The 17,876-nt window shown below is 68.5% G+C and carries 17 protein-coding genes and 1 tRNA gene; 9 read left to right on the forward strand and 9 right to left on the reverse strand.

Annotation, left to right across the window (positions count from 1 at the left end; all coding sequences use genetic code 11):
• Positions 1-201 precede the first annotated feature (201 nt).
• Entirely contained in the window at positions 202-456 is a 255-nt protein-coding gene (gene crgA / locus ACWCQM_RS07280; RefSeq protein ID WP_383567994.1) for a cell division protein CrgA, read from the reverse strand.
• A gap of 178 nt (positions 457-634) precedes the next feature.
• On the opposite strand from crgA, the gene ACWCQM_RS07285 reads away from it, so the two are divergent.
• The 5 genes from ACWCQM_RS07285 to ACWCQM_RS07305 all read left to right on the forward strand — a co-directional run bounded on the left by ACWCQM_RS07285 (position 635) and on the right by ACWCQM_RS07305 (position 4,538).
• Positions 635-1,360: a DUF881 domain-containing protein gene (locus ACWCQM_RS07285; RefSeq protein WP_073750648.1), complete on the forward strand. Its 726-nt coding sequence runs from the start codon at positions 635-637 to the stop codon at positions 1,358-1,360.
• Between the two features lie 127 nt (positions 1,361-1,487).
• A complete protein-coding gene (locus ACWCQM_RS07290; RefSeq protein ID WP_073750646.1) occupies positions 1,488-1,676 on the forward strand; it encodes a hypothetical protein in 189 nt (62 codons plus the stop codon).
• Positions 1,673-2,311, forward strand: coding sequence for an aminodeoxychorismate/anthranilate synthase component II (locus tag ACWCQM_RS07295; protein ID WP_450914318.1), 639 nt, complete (start codon positions 1,673-1,675; stop codon positions 2,309-2,311). The genes ACWCQM_RS07290 and ACWCQM_RS07295 overlap by 4 nt, the downstream gene beginning before the upstream one ends.
• On the forward strand, positions 2,308-3,783 hold the full coding sequence (locus ACWCQM_RS07300) for a class E sortase (RefSeq protein WP_450914319.1): 1,476 nt from the start codon (positions 2,308-2,310) through the stop codon (positions 3,781-3,783). Before ACWCQM_RS07295 ends, ACWCQM_RS07300 begins: the two co-directional genes overlap by 4 nt.
• A 26-nt stretch (positions 3,784-3,809) precedes the next feature.
• Positions 3,810-4,538: a class E sortase gene (locus ACWCQM_RS07305; protein WP_450914320.1), complete on the forward strand. Its 729-nt coding sequence runs from the start codon at positions 3,810-3,812 to the stop codon at positions 4,536-4,538.
• Positions 4,539-4,634: 96 nt separating this feature from the next.
• Here the strand turns inward: ACWCQM_RS07305 and pknB are convergent, their stop codons facing one another.
• The 6 genes from pknB to ACWCQM_RS07335 all read right to left on the reverse strand — a co-directional run bounded on the left by pknB (position 4,635) and on the right by ACWCQM_RS07335 (position 12,641).
• Positions 4,635-6,599, reverse strand: a complete 1,965-nt coding sequence (gene pknB / locus ACWCQM_RS07310) for a Stk1 family PASTA domain-containing Ser/Thr kinase (RefSeq protein WP_450914321.1) — start codon at positions 6,597-6,599, stop codon at positions 4,635-4,637.
• A gap of 168 nt (positions 6,600-6,767) precedes the next feature.
• Complete coding sequence (locus tag ACWCQM_RS07315) at positions 6,768-8,225, reverse strand: peptidoglycan D,D-transpeptidase FtsI family protein (RefSeq protein ID WP_450914322.1); 1,458 nt, start codon at positions 8,223-8,225, stop codon at positions 6,768-6,770.
• Positions 8,222-9,622, reverse strand: a complete 1,401-nt coding sequence (locus ACWCQM_RS07320; RefSeq protein WP_450914323.1) for an FtsW/RodA/SpoVE family cell cycle protein — start codon at positions 9,620-9,622, stop codon at positions 8,222-8,224. Before ACWCQM_RS07320 ends, ACWCQM_RS07315 begins: the two co-directional genes overlap by 4 nt.
• 21 nt (positions 9,623-9,643) lie before the next feature.
• A complete protein-coding gene (locus ACWCQM_RS07325) occupies positions 9,644-11,125 on the reverse strand; it encodes a Stp1/IreP family PP2C-type Ser/Thr phosphatase (RefSeq protein WP_450914324.1) in 1,482 nt (493 codons plus the stop codon).
• A gap of 129 nt (positions 11,126-11,254) precedes the next feature.
• Complete coding sequence (locus ACWCQM_RS07330) at positions 11,255-11,770, reverse strand: FHA domain-containing protein FhaB/FipA (RefSeq protein ID WP_450914325.1); 516 nt, start codon at positions 11,768-11,770, stop codon at positions 11,255-11,257.
• A 10-nt stretch (positions 11,771-11,780) separates the two neighbouring features.
• A complete protein-coding gene (locus ACWCQM_RS07335; RefSeq protein ID WP_450914326.1) occupies positions 11,781-12,641 on the reverse strand; it encodes an FhaA domain-containing protein in 861 nt (286 codons plus the stop codon).
• A 315-nt stretch (positions 12,642-12,956) separates the two neighbouring features.
• On the opposite strand from ACWCQM_RS07335, the gene ACWCQM_RS07340 reads away from it, so the two are divergent.
• Positions 12,957-13,039 (forward strand) — tRNA-Leu (locus tag ACWCQM_RS07340).
• 342 nt (positions 13,040-13,381) lie between these two features.
• Here ACWCQM_RS07340 and ACWCQM_RS07345 read toward each other — a convergent pair.
• A complete protein-coding gene (locus ACWCQM_RS07345) occupies positions 13,382-13,993 on the reverse strand; it encodes an FMN-dependent NADH-azoreductase (RefSeq protein WP_450914327.1) in 612 nt (203 codons plus the stop codon).
• 155 nt (positions 13,994-14,148) lie between these two features.
• Between ACWCQM_RS07345 and ACWCQM_RS07350 the strand changes: the two genes are divergently transcribed.
• Positions 14,149-14,493 (forward strand): winged helix-turn-helix transcriptional regulator, encoded by a 345-nt coding sequence (locus tag ACWCQM_RS07350; RefSeq protein WP_450914328.1) that lies wholly within the window; start codon positions 14,149-14,151, stop codon positions 14,491-14,493.
• A 32-nt stretch (positions 14,494-14,525) separates the two neighbouring features.
• On the opposite strand, the gene ACWCQM_RS07355 is transcribed toward ACWCQM_RS07350, so the two are convergent.
• Entirely contained in the window at positions 14,526-14,978 is a 453-nt protein-coding gene (locus ACWCQM_RS07355; protein WP_450914329.1) for a MarR family winged helix-turn-helix transcriptional regulator, read from the reverse strand.
• Positions 14,979-15,060: 82 nt separating this feature from the next.
• Between ACWCQM_RS07355 and ACWCQM_RS07360 the strand changes: the two genes are divergently transcribed.
• On the forward strand, positions 15,061-16,164 hold the full coding sequence (locus ACWCQM_RS07360) for a hypothetical protein (protein WP_450914330.1): 1,104 nt from the start codon (positions 15,061-15,063) through the stop codon (positions 16,162-16,164).
• Positions 16,165-16,418: 254 nt separating this feature from the next.
• The gene (locus ACWCQM_RS07365) at positions 16,419-17,876 is read left to right on the forward strand and encodes a DUF2252 domain-containing protein (RefSeq protein ID WP_450914331.1); all 1,458 of its coding nucleotides are present in this window, start codon (positions 16,419-16,421) and stop codon (positions 17,874-17,876) included.

The following is a 17,876-nucleotide window of genomic DNA, read 5'->3' on the forward strand; positions in this document are numbered from 1 at the left end:
TGCCGGATCTTGTGCATGACGTGGGGAACAGGTGTGCCCCTTGTCGCTGAACCGGGTTTTCCCAGTCAGGACAAGGGGCGTACCCTCTCGCGATGCGTAAGTGTGTAGTCACACCGGCGTCAACCTTGAGGGAAGTTATCCACAGATCGTCTGACCTTTTCCCCTACCTGTGGATAACCCTGTGGGTAACTCAGGGCAGAGCTACTTCCACTGTGTGGAGACGCCGAAGCCACCGGCGATGAACCCGAAGCCCACGACGATGTTCCAGTTGCCCAGTGCGTCGATCGGCAGATCGCCCTCGGTGACGTAGAAGACCACGATCCAGGCCAGACCGATCAGGAAGAGCGCCAGCATCACCGGCGCCACCCAACTGCGGTTGGTCAGCTTTATGCTCGTCGCCTGCTTCGCGGGCGGAGGCGTGAAGTCTGCCTTCTTGCGGATACGTGACTTCGGCACGAGGGACTCTCCTGTCGATGCGCTGCGTGACCGCGCAGGGATCTGTGGCTTGCGCCGGGGCGCGAGGGGGAATGCTGCCTCCCCGGGGCGTCCGTTAGCGTAGTGCTTCCGTGGCGCCTAAGGAGATAAGGGTACGTTGAGCAATTCTGCCGAATCTCCTCGAGGTCCGGCCCGGCGCATGTCCCGGTGGCCGGTCCAGGGCCTCACCGCTGCCGTTTTCGCTCTGGCCGGACTGATCTTCGTCACCAGCGCCAATACGGCCAAGGGGACCGATATCCGTACGGACTCCTCCCTGCTGAAGCTCTCCGATCTCATTCAGCAGCGCAGCGAGAAGAACGCGGAACTGGACGAATCGACCGCGTCCGTGCGGGCGGACATCGACTCCCTCGCCCGGCGCGACGACGGAAGCACCCGTGCCGAGGACGCCGAGCTCGACGCGCTGGAGAAGGCCGCGGGCACGACACCGGTCACCGGGGAGGCGCTCGCCGTCACGCTGAACGACGCCCCGCCGAACGCGACCGCGAACCCCGGATACCCCGAGCCGCAGCCCAATGACCTGGTCATCCACCAGCAGGACCTGCAGGCTGTCGTCAACGCCCTCTGGGAGGGCGGAGCGAAGGGGATCAAGGTGATGGACCAGCGGCTGATCTCCACCAGTGCGGTGCGCTGCGTCGGCAACACCCTGATCCTGCAGGGCCGGGTGTACTCCCCTCCCTACAAGGTCACCGCCGTCGGCGACCGGGAGAAGCTCAGGCAGGCGCTCAACGACTCCACGGCGATCCAGAACTACCAGTTGTACGTGAAGGCGTACGGGCTGGGATGGAAGGTCGAGGAGGACGACAAGGTGACCCTCCCCGGCTACTCGGGCACGGTCGACCTCCATTACGCACAGCCTGTGGAATAGCGGCGGGACGCCAGGGTCCACAGGCCGCGCCACGCTGTGACGGACGCCTAGCGGCGGCTTTCCACAGCTGACCCACGCCCGTGCCCCGGCCGTTTAGTCTGGTGCCGTACCGAATGGAGGCAACAGCATGTACGGCTGGATCTGGCGGCATCTGCCGGGCAACGCATGGGTGCGGGGCTTCATCTCGCTCGTGCTCGTCCTGGCCGTTGTCTACGCGCTCTTCCAGTACGTCTTCCCCTGGGCGGAGCCCTTGCTCCCGTTCGGTGATGTGACGGTGGACGGCGAAAGCACCAGCGGAGCGGGGTCCGGTCAGTGAGCGCACGCATTCTCGTCGTCGACAACTACGACAGCTTCGTCTTCAACATCGTCCAGTACCTCTACCAGCTCGGTGCCGAGTGCGAAGTGGTGCGCAACGACGAGGTGACCACGGCACACGCCGACGACGGCTTCGACGGAGTCCTGCTGTCTCCTGGACCCGGCACACCCGAACAGGCCGGTGTCTGCATCGAGATGGTGCACCACTGCGCGCGCAGCGGCGTACCCGTATTCGGCGTCTGCCTGGGCATGCAGTCGATGGCCGTCGCGTACGGCGGTGTGGTGGACCGGGCGCCCGAGCTGCTGCACGGCAAGACCTCGCCCGTCCTGCACGAGGGCAAGGGGGTGTTCGCCGGCCTCCCGTCCCCGTTCACGGCGACCCGCTATCACTCGCTCGCCGCCGAACCGGCGACGGTCCCGCCCGAGCTCGAGGTCACGGCGCGTACCGCCGACGGCATCATCATGGGGCTGCGCCACCGTGAACATGCCGTCGAGGGCGTGCAGTTCCACCCCGAGTCGGTGCTCACGGAGCACGGTCATCTGATGCTCGCCAACTGGCTTGAGGGCTGCGGTGACGTGGGCGCAGTCGGGAGATCGACGGGGCTCGCCCCGGTGGTGGGCAAGGCCGCGGCGTGACCTCGCTCCGCCCCGGCGCCGGGCAGGAAGGCCCGTACGCGCAGGGTGCGTACGAGCCCGCCGGCACGTTCGAGGCGGCGGTGGACCAGCTCGCGGATCCGCTGAACGATCCGCTCCCGGGGCAGCATGCGTTGCCCTGGTTCCGGGAGGAGACCGCCCGGCCCGACACCGTGCCGGGGCAGATGCCCCAGACGGCGGAGCAGGGGCCCGTGGAGCCCCCGGGCGAGTGGTACGACCCGGAGGGGTATCAGCGGGACTGGTACGGGCAGCAGGGGCCGGAAGCGCCCCGCGCAGCCCCCAGGGCGGGCACGGTCCAGGGGACTGCGACGATGCCCGGACCCGCGACGGCGATGCCCGATCCCGCGGCGGTGACGCGCGAACCCGGGCCGGTGAGGCGCGAACCTGCCGCCCCGATGCGTGAACCCGGTGGACTGATAGCCGAAGCCCCGGCCGCGGTGCCCGATGTCACGGCGGTTCTGCCCGTGTCCGGGCCGGGAGTACCCGGAACGCCCGGCCCCGCGCACGGCCATGCGGTGCCCAACGCTGGTTCGCTCCGGCACGACGAGACGGTCGCCCTGCGGACGTCCGACACACGGCACGCCTCGCGGCACACCCCGTCCGACGTCCCCTCGCCCCCCGCCGAGCACCTGCCGACGGGCGGCAGGGCCGAGCGCAGACGGGCCGCCAAGGGGCGCGGCAGACGGCGGCCCGAACCGCAGCGTGCCGCCGGGGCGGAGGCCGCGGGGCCCGCGGTCCCGATGTCGCGTCTGGAGGCCAGACGGGCGGCACGCGCCGCCAAGGACAGCCCCGCCGTCGTGGCCAGCCGGGTCGTCGGCGAGGTCTTCATCACCTTCGGCGTGCTGATGCTGCTCTTCGTGACGTATCAGCTGTGGTGGACCAACGTCCGCGCCGACCAGATCGCCGGCCGCGAGACGAACAAGATCCAGGACGACTGGGCGAGTGGCGAGCGCTCCCCCGGCGCCTTCGAGCCCGGTCAGGGATTCGCCATCATGCACATCCCGAAGCTGGACGTGGTCGCACCGATCGCCGAGGGCATCAGCAAGGAGAAGGTGCTCGACCGCGGCATGATCGGTCACTACAGCGAGGGCACGCTGAAGACCGCGATGCCTTCGGCGGAGAAGGGCAACTTCGCGGTGGCCGGCCACCGCAACACCCATGGCGAACCCTTCCGCTACATCAACAAGCTGAAGCCGGGCGATCCGATCGTGGTCGAGACGCAGGACGCCTACTACACGTACGAGATGACGAGCATCCTTCCTCAGACGTCGCCGTCCAACGTGGCTGTGATCGACGAGGTGCCGCCGGGGTCCGGCTTCACCGGCCCGGGCAGGTACATCACGCTGACGACCTGCACGCCGGAATTCACGAGTACGTACCGAATGATCGTGTGGGGCAAAATGGTCGACGAACGGCCACGGAGCAAGGGGAAGCCCGACGCGCTCGTCGGCTGAACATCATCACGACAGGGACGGGTGCGGTGGCAGCGAGGACCGAGCACGAAGAGCGCGTCGACGAGTCGGCGCCCCCGGCGCGGTACAAGAAGCGCCATCCCGTCGCGACGGCGGTGAGTCTCTTCGGCGAGCTGCTCATCACGGCCGGTCTGGTGCTGGGCCTCTTCGTCGTCTACTCGCTGTGGTGGACCAACGTCCTCGCCGACCGTGCCGCCGACAAGCAGGGCAACACCGTCCGCGACCGCTGGGCAGGCGGCCCGGGTGCGCTGGACACCAGGGACGGCATCGGGTTCCTCCATGTCCCGGCCATGAAGAACGGCGAGGTGCTGGTCAAGAAGGGCACCGACACCACGACGCTCAACAACGGCATCGCCGGCTACTACACGGATCCCGTGAAGTCAGCCCTTCCCTCGGACGAGCAGGGCAACTTCGCGCTCGCCGCGCACCGGGACGGCCATGGCGCCAAGTTCCACAACATCGACAAGCTGAAGAAGGGTGACGCGGTCGTCTTCGAGACCAAGGACACCTGGTACATCTACAAGGTGTACGCGGAGCTGCCGGAGACGTCGAAGTTCAACGTCGACGCAATCGCCCCGGTGCCCAAGGAGTCGGGCGTCAAGAAGCCCGGCCGCTACATCACGCTGACCACGTGCACGCCCGTGTACACGTCGAAGTACCGCTACATCGTGTGGGGCGAGCTGGTACGCACGGAGAAGGTGGACAGGGACCGTACGAAGCCGGCGGAACTCCGCTGACCACGATCCCCGCTGAGCTGCGCTGACCACGAAGACACAGGGCCCCGGTCACCTCAACGGTGACCGGGGCCCTGTGTCTGTCCTACGGCTGGGGCGTCAGCCGAAGATGCCGCCCCCGCCGCCTTCGATGGTCGTCAGGGTCACCGTGCTCCCCTTGGCCACCTGGCTGTTGGGGGCCGGGTTGCTGCCCATCACCCTGGCGCCGGGCTTGTCGACCGAGTTGGGGGCCAGCGCGACCACCAGACCCAGCCCTTCGAGCTGCCCCTTCACGTCCTGATAGCGCTTGGTCAGGATGTCGGCGGGGATGGTGACCTGCTCCGGCTGGGCGGGTCCCTTGGAGACCTTCAGGACGATCTGGACGTCCTTGGCCTGCTTGCTGTTCGCCTCGGGGGTCTGCTCGACCACCGTGCCCGCCGGCTGATCCGAATCGACGTCGGTCCGGGAGACGTTGGCGAAGCCGACGCCCTTCAACTGGGCTTCTGCGTCCGCGTAGGACCGGCCTACCACGCCCGGCACGTTCTGGGTGGCTTCCTTGGCCACCGTGATCGTGATCTCGGTGTCCTTCTCCACCTCCGAGCCGCCCTCGGGGTCCTGCGCGATGACGGTGTCCGGGGTCTTGTCGGACTCGGCCGTCTTCACGTTCACCGTGAAGCCCTTGTCCTCCAGCGCCTTACGGGCATTCTCCTCGGACTTCTCCAGGACGTCCGGGACCTCGACCTTGGGGGCACCGGTGGAGACGACGACCGTCACGGTCTCGCCGGTCTCCATCTGTTCGTCCGCACCAGGGGTCTGGCTGCAGATCGCGTCCTTCTCCTGGGTCTCGCAGGGCTCCCTGCCGCCGACCTTGAGGACGATCTCGGAGTTGTCCGCGAGTTTCTGCGCCTCGTCGACGGTAGAGCCGACCATGTTCGGCACGTCGACCTTGCCGTTGCCACCGTCCGTGGAGCTGAACACCGAACGGCCGATGAGGATCGCGCCGATGAGCACCAGGATTCCGGCGACGACCAGGAGGATCGTCGAGGTGTTGCTCTTCTTCTGGCGCCGGCGGTCCGGGCGGTCGTCGTAGCCGTATCCGCCGTCGTCGGGGTTGACCGGGGGCAGCATGGACGTCTGGGCGCCGCCCGGGTCCGTCGCCCGCAGAGCCGTGGTGGGCTGGTCGTTGTTGTAGCCGTCGTAACCGCCGTAGCCCACGGCCCCCATCGCCGCCGTGGCCGCGACCGGCTGGCCGTCGAGGCAGGCCTCGATGTCCGCGCGCATCTCGTCGGCCGACTGGTAGCGGTAGTCGGGGTCCTTGGTCAGCGCCTTCAGCACGATCGCGTCCATCTCGGGCGTGATCTCGGGGTCGAAGTTGCTGGGAGGCTGAGGCTCCTCGCGCACGTGCTGGTACGCGACCGCGACGGGGGAGTCACCGACGAACGGCGGCCGCACGGCCAGCAGCTCGTAGAGCAGACAGCCGGTGGAGTACAGGTCGGAGCGTGCGTCGACCTGCTCGCCCTTGGCCTGCTCGGGGGAGAGGTACTGGGCGGTGCCGATGACGGCCGCTGTCTGGGTCATCGTCATGCCGGAGTCACCCATGGCGCGGGCGATGCCGAAGTCCATGACCTTGACCTGGCCGGTGCGCGTCAGCATGACGTTCGCCGGCTTGATGTCGCGGTGGACGATCTGCGCGCGGTGGGAGTACTCCAGCGCCTGGAGGATCCCGACCGTCATTTCGAGGGTCCGCTCGGGCAGGAGCTTGCGGCCGGAGTGCAGAAGCTCTCTGAGGGTCGAGCCGTCGACGTACTCCATCACGATGTACGGGATGGAGACCCCGTCGACGTAGTCCTCGCCGGTGTCGTAGACGGCGACGATCGCGGGGTGGTTGAGCGAGGCGGCCGACTGGGCCTCACGGCGGAACCGTGCCTGGAAGGACGGATCGCGGGCGAGATCGGCCCGCAGCGTCTTCACAGCGACGGTGCGGCCGAGCCGGGTGTCGTGCGCGAGGTAGACCTCGGCCATGCCACCACGGCCGAGCACCGAGCCCAGCTCGTACCGGCCGCCGAGGCGACGCGGCTCTTCCATAACTGATCCAGCCCTCTCCGTCAGTCCCGACCGCACCCGTGTGTGGTCCGGCGGTGCGCTGTTCGGGCATACGCTACCGGGCACGCCCGGCGTGATCGGCCCGCACCCTTCAGCTGATATCCGACCGGTATCCCAATGTGCTGGTGTGGACAGAAGTTGTGACGGTTGTCACTTCTTTCCGTCGAGTACCGCCTTCATCACACTCTTGGCGATCGGTGCTGCGAGACCGCCACCGGAGATGTCGTCCCGGTTGGCGTTCCCGTCCTCGACCACCACGGCGACGGCGACCGGCGAGCCGCTGTCGGTCTTGGCGTACGAGATGAACCACGCGTACGGCTTCTCGCTGTTGTTGAGGCCGTGCTGCGCGGTGCCGGTCTTGCCACCCACGGTGACGCCGTCGATCTGTGCGTTGGTTCCCGTGCCGTCCTTGACCACGGTCTCCATCATCTGCTGCACCTTCTGGGCGTTCTCCGCCGAGAGCGGCTGGCTCAGCTGCTCCTTCTCGTGCGTGTAGATGACGTCCAGGTTCGGTGCCTGGCGCTCGGCGACCATGTAGGGCTGCATCAGCTTGCCGTCGTTGGCGATCGCCGAGGCCACCATGGCCATCTGGAGCGGAGTGGCGCGGTTGGAGGCCTGGCCGATGCCCGCCATGGCGTTCTGCGGGCGGTTGTCCTCCGGGTAGACGCTGGCGTCGGCCCGGACCGGAGTGAAGACTTCCTCGTTGAAGCCGAACTTGTCGGCCTGCTCGATCATCTTCTTGTTGCCGAGGTCGTCGCTCATCTTGCCGAAGACCGTGTTGCACGACCAGCGCAGGGCCTCCCGGAGCGAGGCGTCCTTGCAGGGGATGCTGCCCTCGTTCTGCAGCAGGTTGGTCGACTGCGGGAGCCGCCAGGGCAGCGGCGAGTCCGTCTTCGCGTCGATGTCGGTGTAGAGGCCGTTCTCCAGGGCCGCGGCGGCCGTGACGACCTTGAACGTCGAGCCGGGCGGGTAGGTCTCCCGCAGGGCCCGGTTCAGCATCGGCTTGTCCTTGTCGTCAAGGAGCTTCTGCCGTGCGTCGGAGTCCTTCATGGAGTTGCCCGCGAAGACCGAGGGGTCGTACGAGGGGGTGCTGGCCAGCGCCAGGATCGCGCCGGTCTGCGGGTCGAGCGCGGCGACGGCGCCCTTCTTGTCGCCGAGGCCCTCGAAGGCGGCCTTCTGGGCGTTGCCGTCGAGGGTGGTGACGATGTTTCCGCCGGTCTTCTTCTCGCCGGTGAACATCGACAGGGTGCGGTCGAAGAACAGCTGGTCGCTGTTGCCGGTGAGGATGCCGTCCTCGATGCTCTCCAGCTGCGAGGAGTCGAAGGCCTGCGAGGAGTAGCCGGTGACGGGCGCCCACATGGGGCCGTTCTTCCAGACCCGCTTGTACGTGAAGTCGCTGTCCGTGGTCTCCACGGAGCCCGTGACGGGCTCCCCGTCGACGATGATGTTGCCGCGCTCATGGGCGTAGCGCTCGATCTGGACGCGGCGGTTGTGCTCGTTCGAGTTGAGCTCGTCGGCACGGACGTACTGGATGTAATTGGTGCGGATCAGCAGGGCCAGGACCAGGATCCCGCAGAAGATGGCGATCCTGCGGAGCGGCTTGTTCACGGTCGGACCACCTGGGTCATTTCGGCGTCCGGGGACGGTGCGGGGGCCGGGGCGGGACGGCGGGCGGTGTCGCTGATTCTGATCAGGATGCCGATCAGGGCCCAGTTCGCGATGACGGACGAACCACCGGCCGCGAGGAACGGCATGGTCATACCGGTCAGCGGGATGAGGCCCATGACACCGCCGGCGACGACGAAGACCTGGATGGCGAAGGAGCCGGAGAGCCCGATCGCCAGGAGCTTGCCGAAGGGGTCGCGTGCGGCGAGTGCCGTGCGGACGCCGCGCTCGACGATCAGGCCGTAGGCGAGCAGGACCGCCATCATCCCCGCCAGGCCGAGCTCCTCGCCGACGGTGGCGAGGATGAAGTCGGAGTTGGCGGCGAAGCCGATGAGGTCGGAGTTGCCCTGGCCGAGACCGGTGCCGAGGGTGCCGCCCGAGCCGAAGGCCATCAGGGACTTGGCCATCTGCTCGCTGGCCGCCAGCTCGCCCCATCCGGCGAAGGGGTCGAGCCAGGCGGTGACGCGCTGCTGGACGTGCGGCTCGAACATGGCCACGCCGACGGCGCCCGCCGCGGACATCAGCAGACCGAAGACGATCCAGCTGGTGCGCTCGGTGGCGACGTACAGCATGACGACGAACATGCCGAAGAACAGCAGCGAGGAGCCGAGGTCGGTCTCGAAGACCAGGATCAGGATCGAGAAGGCCCAGACCATGAGGATCGGACCCAGGTCACGGCCACGGGGCAGGTAGAGCCCCATGAAGCGGCGGCTGGCCAGGGCCAGGGCGTCGCGCTTGACCATGAGGTAGCCGGCGAAGAACACCGCGATGATGATCTTGGCGAACTCTCCCGGCTGGATCGTGCCGACGCCGGGGATCTTGATCCAGATCTTGGCGCCGTTCACCGCGGGGAAGAACATCGGGAGGATCAGCAGGAACAGCGCGACCAGCATGGAGATGTAGGTGTAGCGCTGCAGGATGCGGTGGTCCTTGAGGAGCAGGAGGACCACGACCATCAGGGCCACGCCCGCCGCCGAGAACAGCAGCTGCTTGGAGGCGGCCGCGACGAAGTTGTCGGTCGCCTGGAACCGCTCGGACTGGTCCAGCCGCCAGATGACGGCCAGACCGAGGCCGTTCAGCAGGGTCGCCAGCGGGAGCAGCAGCGGATCCGCGTACGGCGCGAATCTGCGTACCGCGATGTGCGCGACGCCACCGAGCAGGGCGAGGCCGAGCCCGTAACCGAGCATGCCCGAGGGCAGCTCGCCGTTGATGGCGAGTCCTACGTTGGCGTACGCGAACACCGAGATGAGAACGGCGAAGGCGACAAGGGCAAGTTCGGTGTTGCGGCGGCTCGGTGCGTCGATCGCGCCGATGGTGGTCGTGTTGGTGACAACGCTCATGTGCTGAAGGCCCCCTACGGCTTACTGCTTACCGCACTGCAGGGCCAGCTTCTTCTCTTCCTCCGAGAGGCTGGGGCCGGGAGTGGGAGTCGCGTTCGTCTTGGTCCCCTTGGCGGGGGACGTGGCGGAAGTGCTGTCGGCCTTCTCGTCCTGGTCCTTGGCGGCGTTGGTGTCCGCCTCGGCCGCGCGGCGCTGCGCGTCCTTCTTGCAGGCGGAGGCCTGCGCCTCGAGCTCGCCGAGCTTCTTGCGCGCCTCGGTGATGTTGCCCTCGGCGATGGTCGCTTCGACCTTCTTGCGCTGGTAGGGCGGGAGGTACTTGAGTTCGATCCGGGTGTCCTCCTCGACCTTCGAGAGGGAGACCCAGGCGAGGTCCTGGCTGATGCCGCGGAACAGCGCGACCTTGTCGTCCTTGGCGCCCAGGTAGAACTGCGTCTGCGTCCAGCGGTAGCCGCCGTAGACGCCGCCGCCGATCACGGCGAGGGCCAGCACGATGTAGAACGACCGCTTCAGCCACCTGCGCCCGTTGCGCGGCTTCACGAAGTCGTCGTCGGTGTACGAGTTGAAGGCGCCGTCCGGACCCGAGCCGTAGCCCATGTCGTCGCCGCTGCCGGGAGGACCGAAGCCTCCGGCCGGGGGCGGCACGGGGCGGCCGAGGCCGGCGGCGCGTCCCGCGGGTGTCTCCATGGCCCGGCCGTCGTTCGCCTGGGCGGCCTGGTTCTCGGCGACCGCGCCGACGATGACCGGGGTGTCGTTGAGCTGCCCGGCCAGGGTGTCGTTGCTGTCGACGTCCAGGACGTCGGCGACGATGCAGGTGATGTTGTCGGGACCGCCGCCGCGCAGGGCGAGCTGGATGAGGTCCTGGATGGTCTCCTGCGGTCCCTGGTAGCTGGCCAGGGTCTCTTCCATGGTCTGGTGCGAGACGACGCCGGAGAGGCCGTCGGAGCAGATCAGATAGCGGTCGCCGGCACGGACCTCGCGGATGGAGAGGTCGGGCTCGACGTGGTCACCGCTGCCCAGGGCCCGCATCAGCAGGGAGCGCTGCGGGTGGGTGGTCGCCTCTTCCTCGGTGATCCTGCCCTCGTCCACGAGGCGCTGGACCCAGGTGTGGTCCTGGGTGATCTGCGTCAGGACGCCGTCACGCAGGAGGTAGGCCCGGGAGTCGCCGACGTGGACGAGGCCCAGGCGCTGACCGGTCCAGAGCAGGGCGGTGAGCGTCGTGCCCATGCCCTCCAGCTGGGGGTCCTCCTCGACCATGACGCGCAGCTGGTCGTTGGCCCGCTGGACCGCGGTGCCGAGCGAGGTGAGGATGTCCGAGCCCGGGACGTCGTCGTCGAGCTGGACGAGGGTGGAGATCACCTCGGAGCTGGCGACCTCTCCGGCCGCCTGGCCGCCCATGCCGTCGGCGATGGCGAGAAGGCGGGGGCCGGCGTATCCGGAGTCCTCGTTGCCTTCCCGGATCATGCCCTTGTGCGATCCGGCGGCGAAGCGCAGGGACAAGCTCATGCGCACCTCGCCCGTCGGTTCGGGGTACAGCCGGTCTCGAGCCACACTGCCCACCCTCCGGTCGGGAGCCCGGCAGGGTCCTTCGTCAGGACCGCCGCGGCTCGCTCGCTCCGCTCGCTCATTGTCGTACTACTTCCGCAGCTCGATGACGGTCTTACCGATGCGGATCGGCGCGCCCAGCGGAACAGGTGTCGGGGTGGTGAGCCGGGTCCGGTCGAGATAGGTGCCATTGGTGGACCCGAGATCCTCGACGATCCACTGGCCGTCACGGTCCGGGTAGATCCTGGCATGCCTGCTGGACGCGTAGTCGTCATCCAGCACGATCGTTGAATCGTGCGCCCGGCCCAGGGTGATGGTCTGGCCCTGGAGCGTGACAGTGGTGCCGGTGAGCGTGCCCTCGGAGACGACCAGCTTGGTGGGTGCTCCGCGGCGCTGGCGCCCGGACTGCTGGCGCTGCTGAGGCGGCGCCGCCTGCTGTTGGCGGCCTTGCTGCGGGCGGGCGTCGCCGGCAGTGCGGCGTGAGCCGCGCTGCGTGACGCGCGTACCGAACAGGTCGCTGCGAATGACCTGGACGGCCACGATTACGAATAGCCACAGAACAGCCAGGAAACCTAGCCGCATGACCGTCAGGGTCAGCTCTGACATTGCCCCCGCTTCACCCTTCGGCTTGCCGGTAAACGATGGTGGTGCTGCCCACGACGATCCGCGAGCCGTCGCGGAGCGTAGCGCGGGTGGTGTGCTGCCCGTCCACCACGATGCCGTTGGTGGACCCGAGATCCTGGATCGTCGAGGGCGTTCCGGTCCGGATCTCACAGTGCCGGCGCGAGACGCCGGGGTCGTCGATCCGCACGTCGGCGTCGGTGCTTCGGCCCATCACCAACGTCGGGCGGGAGATCTGATGGCGGGTGCCGTTGATCTCGATCCAGCGCCGTACCTGCGCGTCCGGCATGGCGCCGGAGGCGGCGGGCTGGCGCCAGTCGCTGGAAGGTCCTCCCGGGCGCCCCGAGCCGGGCGGCGGAGCCGCGGGCATGGGCGGAGCGGAGGCCGGCGGGTAGCCGTAACCGCCCTGTCCCTGCGGGGAGGGCCGGTTCGGCTGGGCGTGGGGAGCGGGGCCGCCCTGCTGGCCCTGCTGCTGTGACGAACTCGACGCCAAGGTCCGGCTGCGTACGCGGTAGAGACCCGTGTCCAGGTCGTCGGCCTTCTCCAGGTGGACCTTGATCGGCCCCATGAAGGTGTACCGCTGCTGCTTGGCGTAGTCGCGCACGAGACCGCCCAGCTCGTCACCGAGCTGTCCGGAGTACGGGCTGAGACGCTCGTAGTCGGGGGTGCTGAGCTCGACGATGAAGTCGTTCGGCACCACGGTCCGCTCGCGGTTCCAGATCGTCGCGTTGTTGTCGCACTCGCGCTGGAGGGCGCCCGCGATCTCGACCGGCTGCACCTCGGACTTGAAGACTTTGGCGAAGGTGCCGTTGACCAGACCTTCGAGACGCTGCTCGAAACGCTTCATGACTCCCATGGGGCACCTCCTCCGGTGTCGTCATCCCTGTACTGCTTACTGATCGTATCCACGCGTCGGGAAATCGGCTGGTTCCCCTTGTCTGCACTGCGGATGAGTGTCACCCCTCACACGGATCGTAGAGGTGGCCTCCTGACAGTGTCCCGCACTCCGGGTGCACTCAGGAGGAGTGGGGCCGGGCTTCCCGCGTTCCCGGTTCCCTTCGTGGGTTCCGCGAAACAACGGATGTGAATCCACCCTGTCCAGCGTGCTAATCTTCCGGATGTCGCCAGGCGCTCGCACCACACGGTGAGAGAGTCTGAAAACACCACTCATGCGCGAGTGGCGGAACGGCAGACGCGCTGGCTTCAGGTGCCAGTGTCCTTAGGGACGTGGGGGTTCAAATCCCCCCTCGCGCACAACGGGCAGTCGCTTGCGATTGCCGGGTTGGTTCGACAGAACCCCCGCACCGGAGAGATCCGGTGCGGGGGTTCTTCGTTGTGCGGTCCCGGCGGTCCTGTGAGTGGCTGTGAATCTCGGGAGACCGTCTGTTGCCGGTGGGCCGTATGTCTCCGGCGCGGTTTTCGGCGTGGTCTTCGGCGTGGGCTCCCGGTGTGGGCTCCGGCGGCGAGGGATGGCTTCTGTTTCACGTGAAACGTCGGATGCGCACCAATGAGGGTTTTTGGTGACCGGGCGCCTTGCGTGGCGCCCGGTAGGACATCCGGGTGCCTGCCCCGATCCTCAGGCCGCCTCAGGCCGCCTCAGGCCGCGAAGCGGGCCGCCAGGGCCTTGGCCTTCTCTGCGGCGTCGGTGAACGCCTGGGCGCGCGACGCGTCGGCGAGGGGGATGAGCTCGGCCATCGAGGGCTGTGAACGGGCCAGCGTCAGCTCCGGCACGATGAAATCGACCTCGGCGCCCAGCATGCCCGTCAGCACTTTCTCCAGGTAGTTCTGGACGAACTCGAAGTCCTCCCGGGGCGTTCCGGGGGCGTATGAACCGCCTCGGCTCGCCACGACCGTGACGGGCTTGCCGGCGACCGGGCCGTCGGGGCCGGAGTTGTGGCCGACGATGATCACCTGGTCCAGCCAGGCCTTGAGAGTGGACGGGATCGAGAAGTTGTACATCGGTGCGCCGATGAGCACGGCGTCCGCGTCGGCCAGCTCGGCGGCCAGTTCCCCGCGCAGTGCGTCATCGGCGCCGGCGGCCGCAGATGAGGCGTCCAGGTGGGGAAGGGGGTCTGCGGCGAGGTCGCGGTAGACGACACGGCCCTCGGGGTGCTGCTCGCGCCAGGCCGTGACGAACGCTGCGGTGACATCGCGGGACGTGGATCCATGGGGAAAGACGGCGGAGTCGAGGTGGAGGAGCGTGGTCATGGAGGTCTCCGGGGGAATCGGGCGGGCGGATCTGCGTGCGTCTGGGGCGAGTGGCGAGCGCGCTTGGACCAGCCCTGAATTTCAGTACGTACCTATTATTAACACAGTCACTTACTTTTAATAAGTCCCGCACGGTGGCGCAGTACTCTGGGGGCATGGCGGATCACAGCGAGCAGTCCTGTCGGCAGGTCGATGTGGGGATCACCCGCGTCTTCGAGCTGTTCGGGAAGCGCTGGACCGGTCCGATCGTCTCGGTGCTGATGCGGCAGCCGGTGCACTTCGCCGATCTGCGCCGGGCGGTTCCGGGTATCAGTGAGCGCATGCTCTCCGACCGGCTCACCGAGTTGGGGGCGGCAGGTCTCGTGGTGCGCGAGGTGGACGAAGGGCCCCCGCTGCGGGTCGCCTACCGCCTCACGGAGGCGGGCACCGCCATGGGGCCCGCGCTCGATGAGCTGGGTAAGTGGGCGAACGCGTATCTCGGGGAGTCCGGGGGCTGTTGACCGCGGTCGGCCCGGGGTCGTGTGGGCGGCCCTCAGGGGGCGGTGGTGTCCTCGCCCGTCGAGTTGTAGCGCAGCAGGTACTCCGCGAACTGTGCGAGGTCGTCCGACGACCATGCGCCGAGGCGCTCCCGGTAGGCGGCACGGCGGCTGGCATGGGTCGAGGCGAGAGCCTCGGTCCCGGCGGCTGTGGGGTGCAGCACCTGGATGCGCTGGTCGTCCGGGTCGGGGTGGCGCTCGACCAGGCCGAGCTTCTCCAGCGCGGCAACCTGCCGGCTGACCGTGGACTTGTCCAGCATGTAATGCGCCGCCAGATCGGTCGCGCGGCAGCCGTGCCGGTGTTCGATGTGGGCGAGCAGCGTGTACGAGACCAGTGGCAGATCGGGGTGGAGCTGTGCCGCCGCAGCGCGTGCGCGGCGCGCGAAGGCCGTCAGCTCGCGCTGGATGACGTCCAGCGACTCCTCGCGCTGCCAGGGGGTGTCTGCCATGTGAATCACCTTCTCGAACTTTAGTTGTATGCTACAACGAGTGTAGGAGTTGTAAAAGCCAACCATTGGAGGAATGGCCGAAATGTCCGCAGGTCCGAGTACCGCCTCCGCCGCCCCCACCGCCGGTGCGCTGCGTCATGTTCTCAGTCACCTCGTCACGCCGCTGCTGATGTGCATCGGTATGGGGCTCGCCTATCTGGGGGCTTTCCACGCCCCGGAGCCGCACGATCTGAGGGTGGACGTCGTCGGCTCGGGAGCGAGTGCCCAGGTGCTCGCGCAGACCTTGCAGGACAAGGGTGACGGTGCGTTGAGCGTGCGTACCGTGGCCGACCGGGCCGGCGCGGTGGACCATCTGAGGACGCAGCAGAGTTACGGCGCCTACGTGCCGGGCGCCGGCCCCGAGCTGATCGTGGCCGGCGCGTCGTCGGACACCACGGCCACCGTGGTCCAGAAGGTGTTCACCGAGGTCGCGGCCGGACAGGGAGAGCCTCTCCGGGTGACGGACGTCGCGCCCACGGCGGACGGTGATCCGACCGGGCAGGGCATCTTCTTCCTGCTGGTGGCGGTCAGCATCGGTTCGTACGCCTCGGTCGCCGTGATCGGCGGCGCGGGCGCGGTGCTTGCCCTGCGGATCAGGGCGGCTCTGGCCATCGGCACCTCGCTCGTGGTGAGCCTGATCGGTGTGGCCTTCGCGGGACCGGTGTTCGGCCTGGTGGACCATGGGCTCGGCGGGCTCTGGGCCATGGCATGGCTGTACTCGGCGGGAATCCTGCTCATCGGCGTCGGGCTGCACACGTTCCTCAAGCGATGGACGACCCTCGGAGTGATGCTGCTCTTCGTGATGCTCAACTTCACGAGTTCCGGGGGCATCTTCCGGCCCGAGCTCCAGCCCGGCTTCTTCGGATCGCTGCACGCCTTCTGGAACGGTGCGGGCTTCGTCGAAGGGGTGCGCAGCCACGTGTACTTCGGCGGCTACGCGCTGGGCGGCCATGTACTGGTGCTGGCCCTGTGGTTCGTGGCCGGACTGGTCATCGTGGGGGTGGCGGGCCTGGCCGAGGCGAGGCGGCGCCGCGAGGCCGCCGCGCGGAGGCACGCGGTGGAGTCCGCCGCGCGGACGCATGCGGTGGAGGCCGCCCGGTCGGCCGTCGGTGCCGAGGAGGAGATGGAGGAAGCGGTCGGGGTGTGAGGGGGGCCCGGGCAGCGCTGGCCGTGTGGCGTGTGGTCCCGGCGATGTGGCCGGCCCGGGTGGTGCGGGCCGGCCTGGGGGCCCGGGTGGTGCGGGGCGGCCTGGGGGTCCGGGTGGTCCAGAGGTTGTCCACAGGCCGGCCGCCGGAGTTGTCCACAGGGGCAGACGGCTGTGGCGGGACAGTTGTACGGTCGTCCGCAGTTGATGTTGGTCGGACGGAACGGCCGGCACGAGGGCGGGGGAGGCGGCGCTCCATGGGTGAGGTCGAGGCGACGGTGCCGGCGCAGCGGACGGCAGGGGACGGGCGCATTCCGGTGGTGCCCGGTTTCGCGCCGCGTGTCCCGGTGGGGGCGCGGCGGCTCGGGCCTGCTGGGGTGTCCCCGAAGGAGGCCGGCAAGGCGCTGAGGCTCAAGGTCACCAGGTCCTCGCACAGTTCACTCGTCCTGCCCGCGGACCGGCCGGACACGGTGCAAGCGGTGGAGGAGTCGAACCGGGGCCGGGTGCCGGGCCTGACGCCCATCAGGGTGGGGCGGATGGCCGCAACGCCCTTCGCCTTTCTGCGCGGTTCGGCGGGGCTCATGGCACATGACCTGACGGGCACGCCGGTCACCGGCGTAGGCGCCCAGCTCTGCGGCGACGCGCACGCGGCCAACTTCGGTCTGTACGGCGATGCGCGCGGCAGCCTGGTCATCGATCTCAACGACTTCGACGAGACCGTCTTCGGCCCCTGGGAGTGGGATCTGAAGCGGCTCGCCACCTCGCTGGTCCTCGCGGGACGTGTTGCGGGAGCGGACGAGGACACCTGCCGGCAAGGCGCGTACGACACGGTCGGCGCGTACCGGCGCACGATGCGTCTGCTGGCCGGCCTGCCCGCACTCGACGCGTGGAACGCCATCGCCGACGAGGAGCTCGTCTCCCACACGGACGCGCGGGACCTGCTGGGGACGCTGGAGCGGGTCTCCGCCAAGGCACGCAACAACACGAGCGCCCGTTTCGCAGCCAGGTCCACCGAGGTCTGCGAGGACGGTGGCCGCCGCTTCATCGACGCACGGCCCGTGCTGCGCAGGGTGCCGGATGCGGAGGCCGCGGCGGTCGCGGCCGGGCTCGAGGGTTACCTCGGGACGATCTCGGAGGACAGGGTCCCGCTGCTTGCTCGTTACGCGATACACGATGTGGCGTTCCGGGTGGTCGGCACAGGCAGCGTGGGGACCCGGTCGTACGTGGTGCTGCTGCTCGACCACCGCGGTGAGCCGTTGGTCCTCCAGGTGAAGGAGGCCCGCCCTTCCGCGCTGGCGCCGTATCTCCCGCAGGTGGGCTTCGACGTGCCGGATGTGGAGCACGAAGGGCGCAGGGTGGTGCTCGGGCAGAAGCGGATGCAGGTCGTCAGCGACATATTGCTCGGCTGGGCCGAGGTCGACGGCAGGCCGTATCAGGTGCGCCAGTTCCGGAACCGCAAGGGCAGCGTGGATCCGGCCGCCCTGGCCCCGGACCAGGTGGACGACTACGGGCGGATGACGGGCGCGCTGCTGGCCAGGGCCCACGCGCACAGCGCGGACCCCAGGCTGCTCGCCGGCTACTGCGGGAAGAACACCGAGCTGGACGCGGCGGTGGCCGATTTCGCCGTGACGTACGCGGACAGGACGGAAGCGGACCATGCCGAGCTCCTCAAGGCCGTCCGGGCCGGGCGAATAGCCGCCGAGCTCGGAGTCTGA

It is taken from the genome of Streptomyces sp. NPDC002125 (assembly GCF_053593715.1).

Excerpts from the sequence above, each read along its gene's own strand:
- ACWCQM_RS07365 (WP_450914331.1), top strand. The coding sequence starts at position 16,419 with ATGGGTGAGGTCGAGGCGACGGTGCCGGCGCAGCGGACGGCAGGGGAC.
- ACWCQM_RS07320 (WP_450914323.1), bottom strand. The coding sequence starts at position 9,622 with ATGAGCGTTGTCACCAACACGACCACCATCGGCGCGATCGACGCACCG.
- ACWCQM_RS07330 (WP_450914325.1), bottom strand. The coding sequence starts at position 11,770 with ATGTCAGAGCTGACCCTGACGGTCATGCGGCTAGGTTTCCTGGCTGTT.
- ACWCQM_RS07290 (WP_073750646.1), top strand. The coding sequence starts at position 1,488 with ATGTACGGCTGGATCTGGCGGCATCTGCCGGGCAACGCATGGGTGCGG.
- ACWCQM_RS07325 (WP_450914324.1), bottom strand. The coding sequence starts at position 11,125 with ATGAGCTTGTCCCTGCGCTTCGCCGCCGGATCGCACAAGGGCATGATC.
- ACWCQM_RS07345 (WP_450914327.1), bottom strand. The coding sequence starts at position 13,993 with ATGACCACGCTCCTCCACCTCGACTCCGCCGTCTTTCCCCATGGATCC.
- ACWCQM_RS07350 (WP_450914328.1), top strand. The coding sequence starts at position 14,149 with ATGGCGGATCACAGCGAGCAGTCCTGTCGGCAGGTCGATGTGGGGATC.
- ACWCQM_RS07285 (WP_073750648.1), top strand. The coding sequence starts at position 635 with ATGTCCCGGTGGCCGGTCCAGGGCCTCACCGCTGCCGTTTTCGCTCTG.
- ACWCQM_RS07360 (WP_450914330.1), top strand. The coding sequence starts at position 15,061 with ATGTCCGCAGGTCCGAGTACCGCCTCCGCCGCCCCCACCGCCGGTGCG.
- pknB (WP_450914321.1), bottom strand. The coding sequence starts at position 6,599 with ATGGAAGAGCCGCGTCGCCTCGGCGGCCGGTACGAGCTGGGCTCGGTG.
- ACWCQM_RS07335 (WP_450914326.1), bottom strand. The coding sequence starts at position 12,641 with ATGGGAGTCATGAAGCGTTTCGAGCAGCGTCTCGAAGGTCTGGTCAAC.
- ACWCQM_RS07355 (WP_450914329.1), bottom strand. The coding sequence starts at position 14,978 with ATGGCAGACACCCCCTGGCAGCGCGAGGAGTCGCTGGACGTCATCCAG.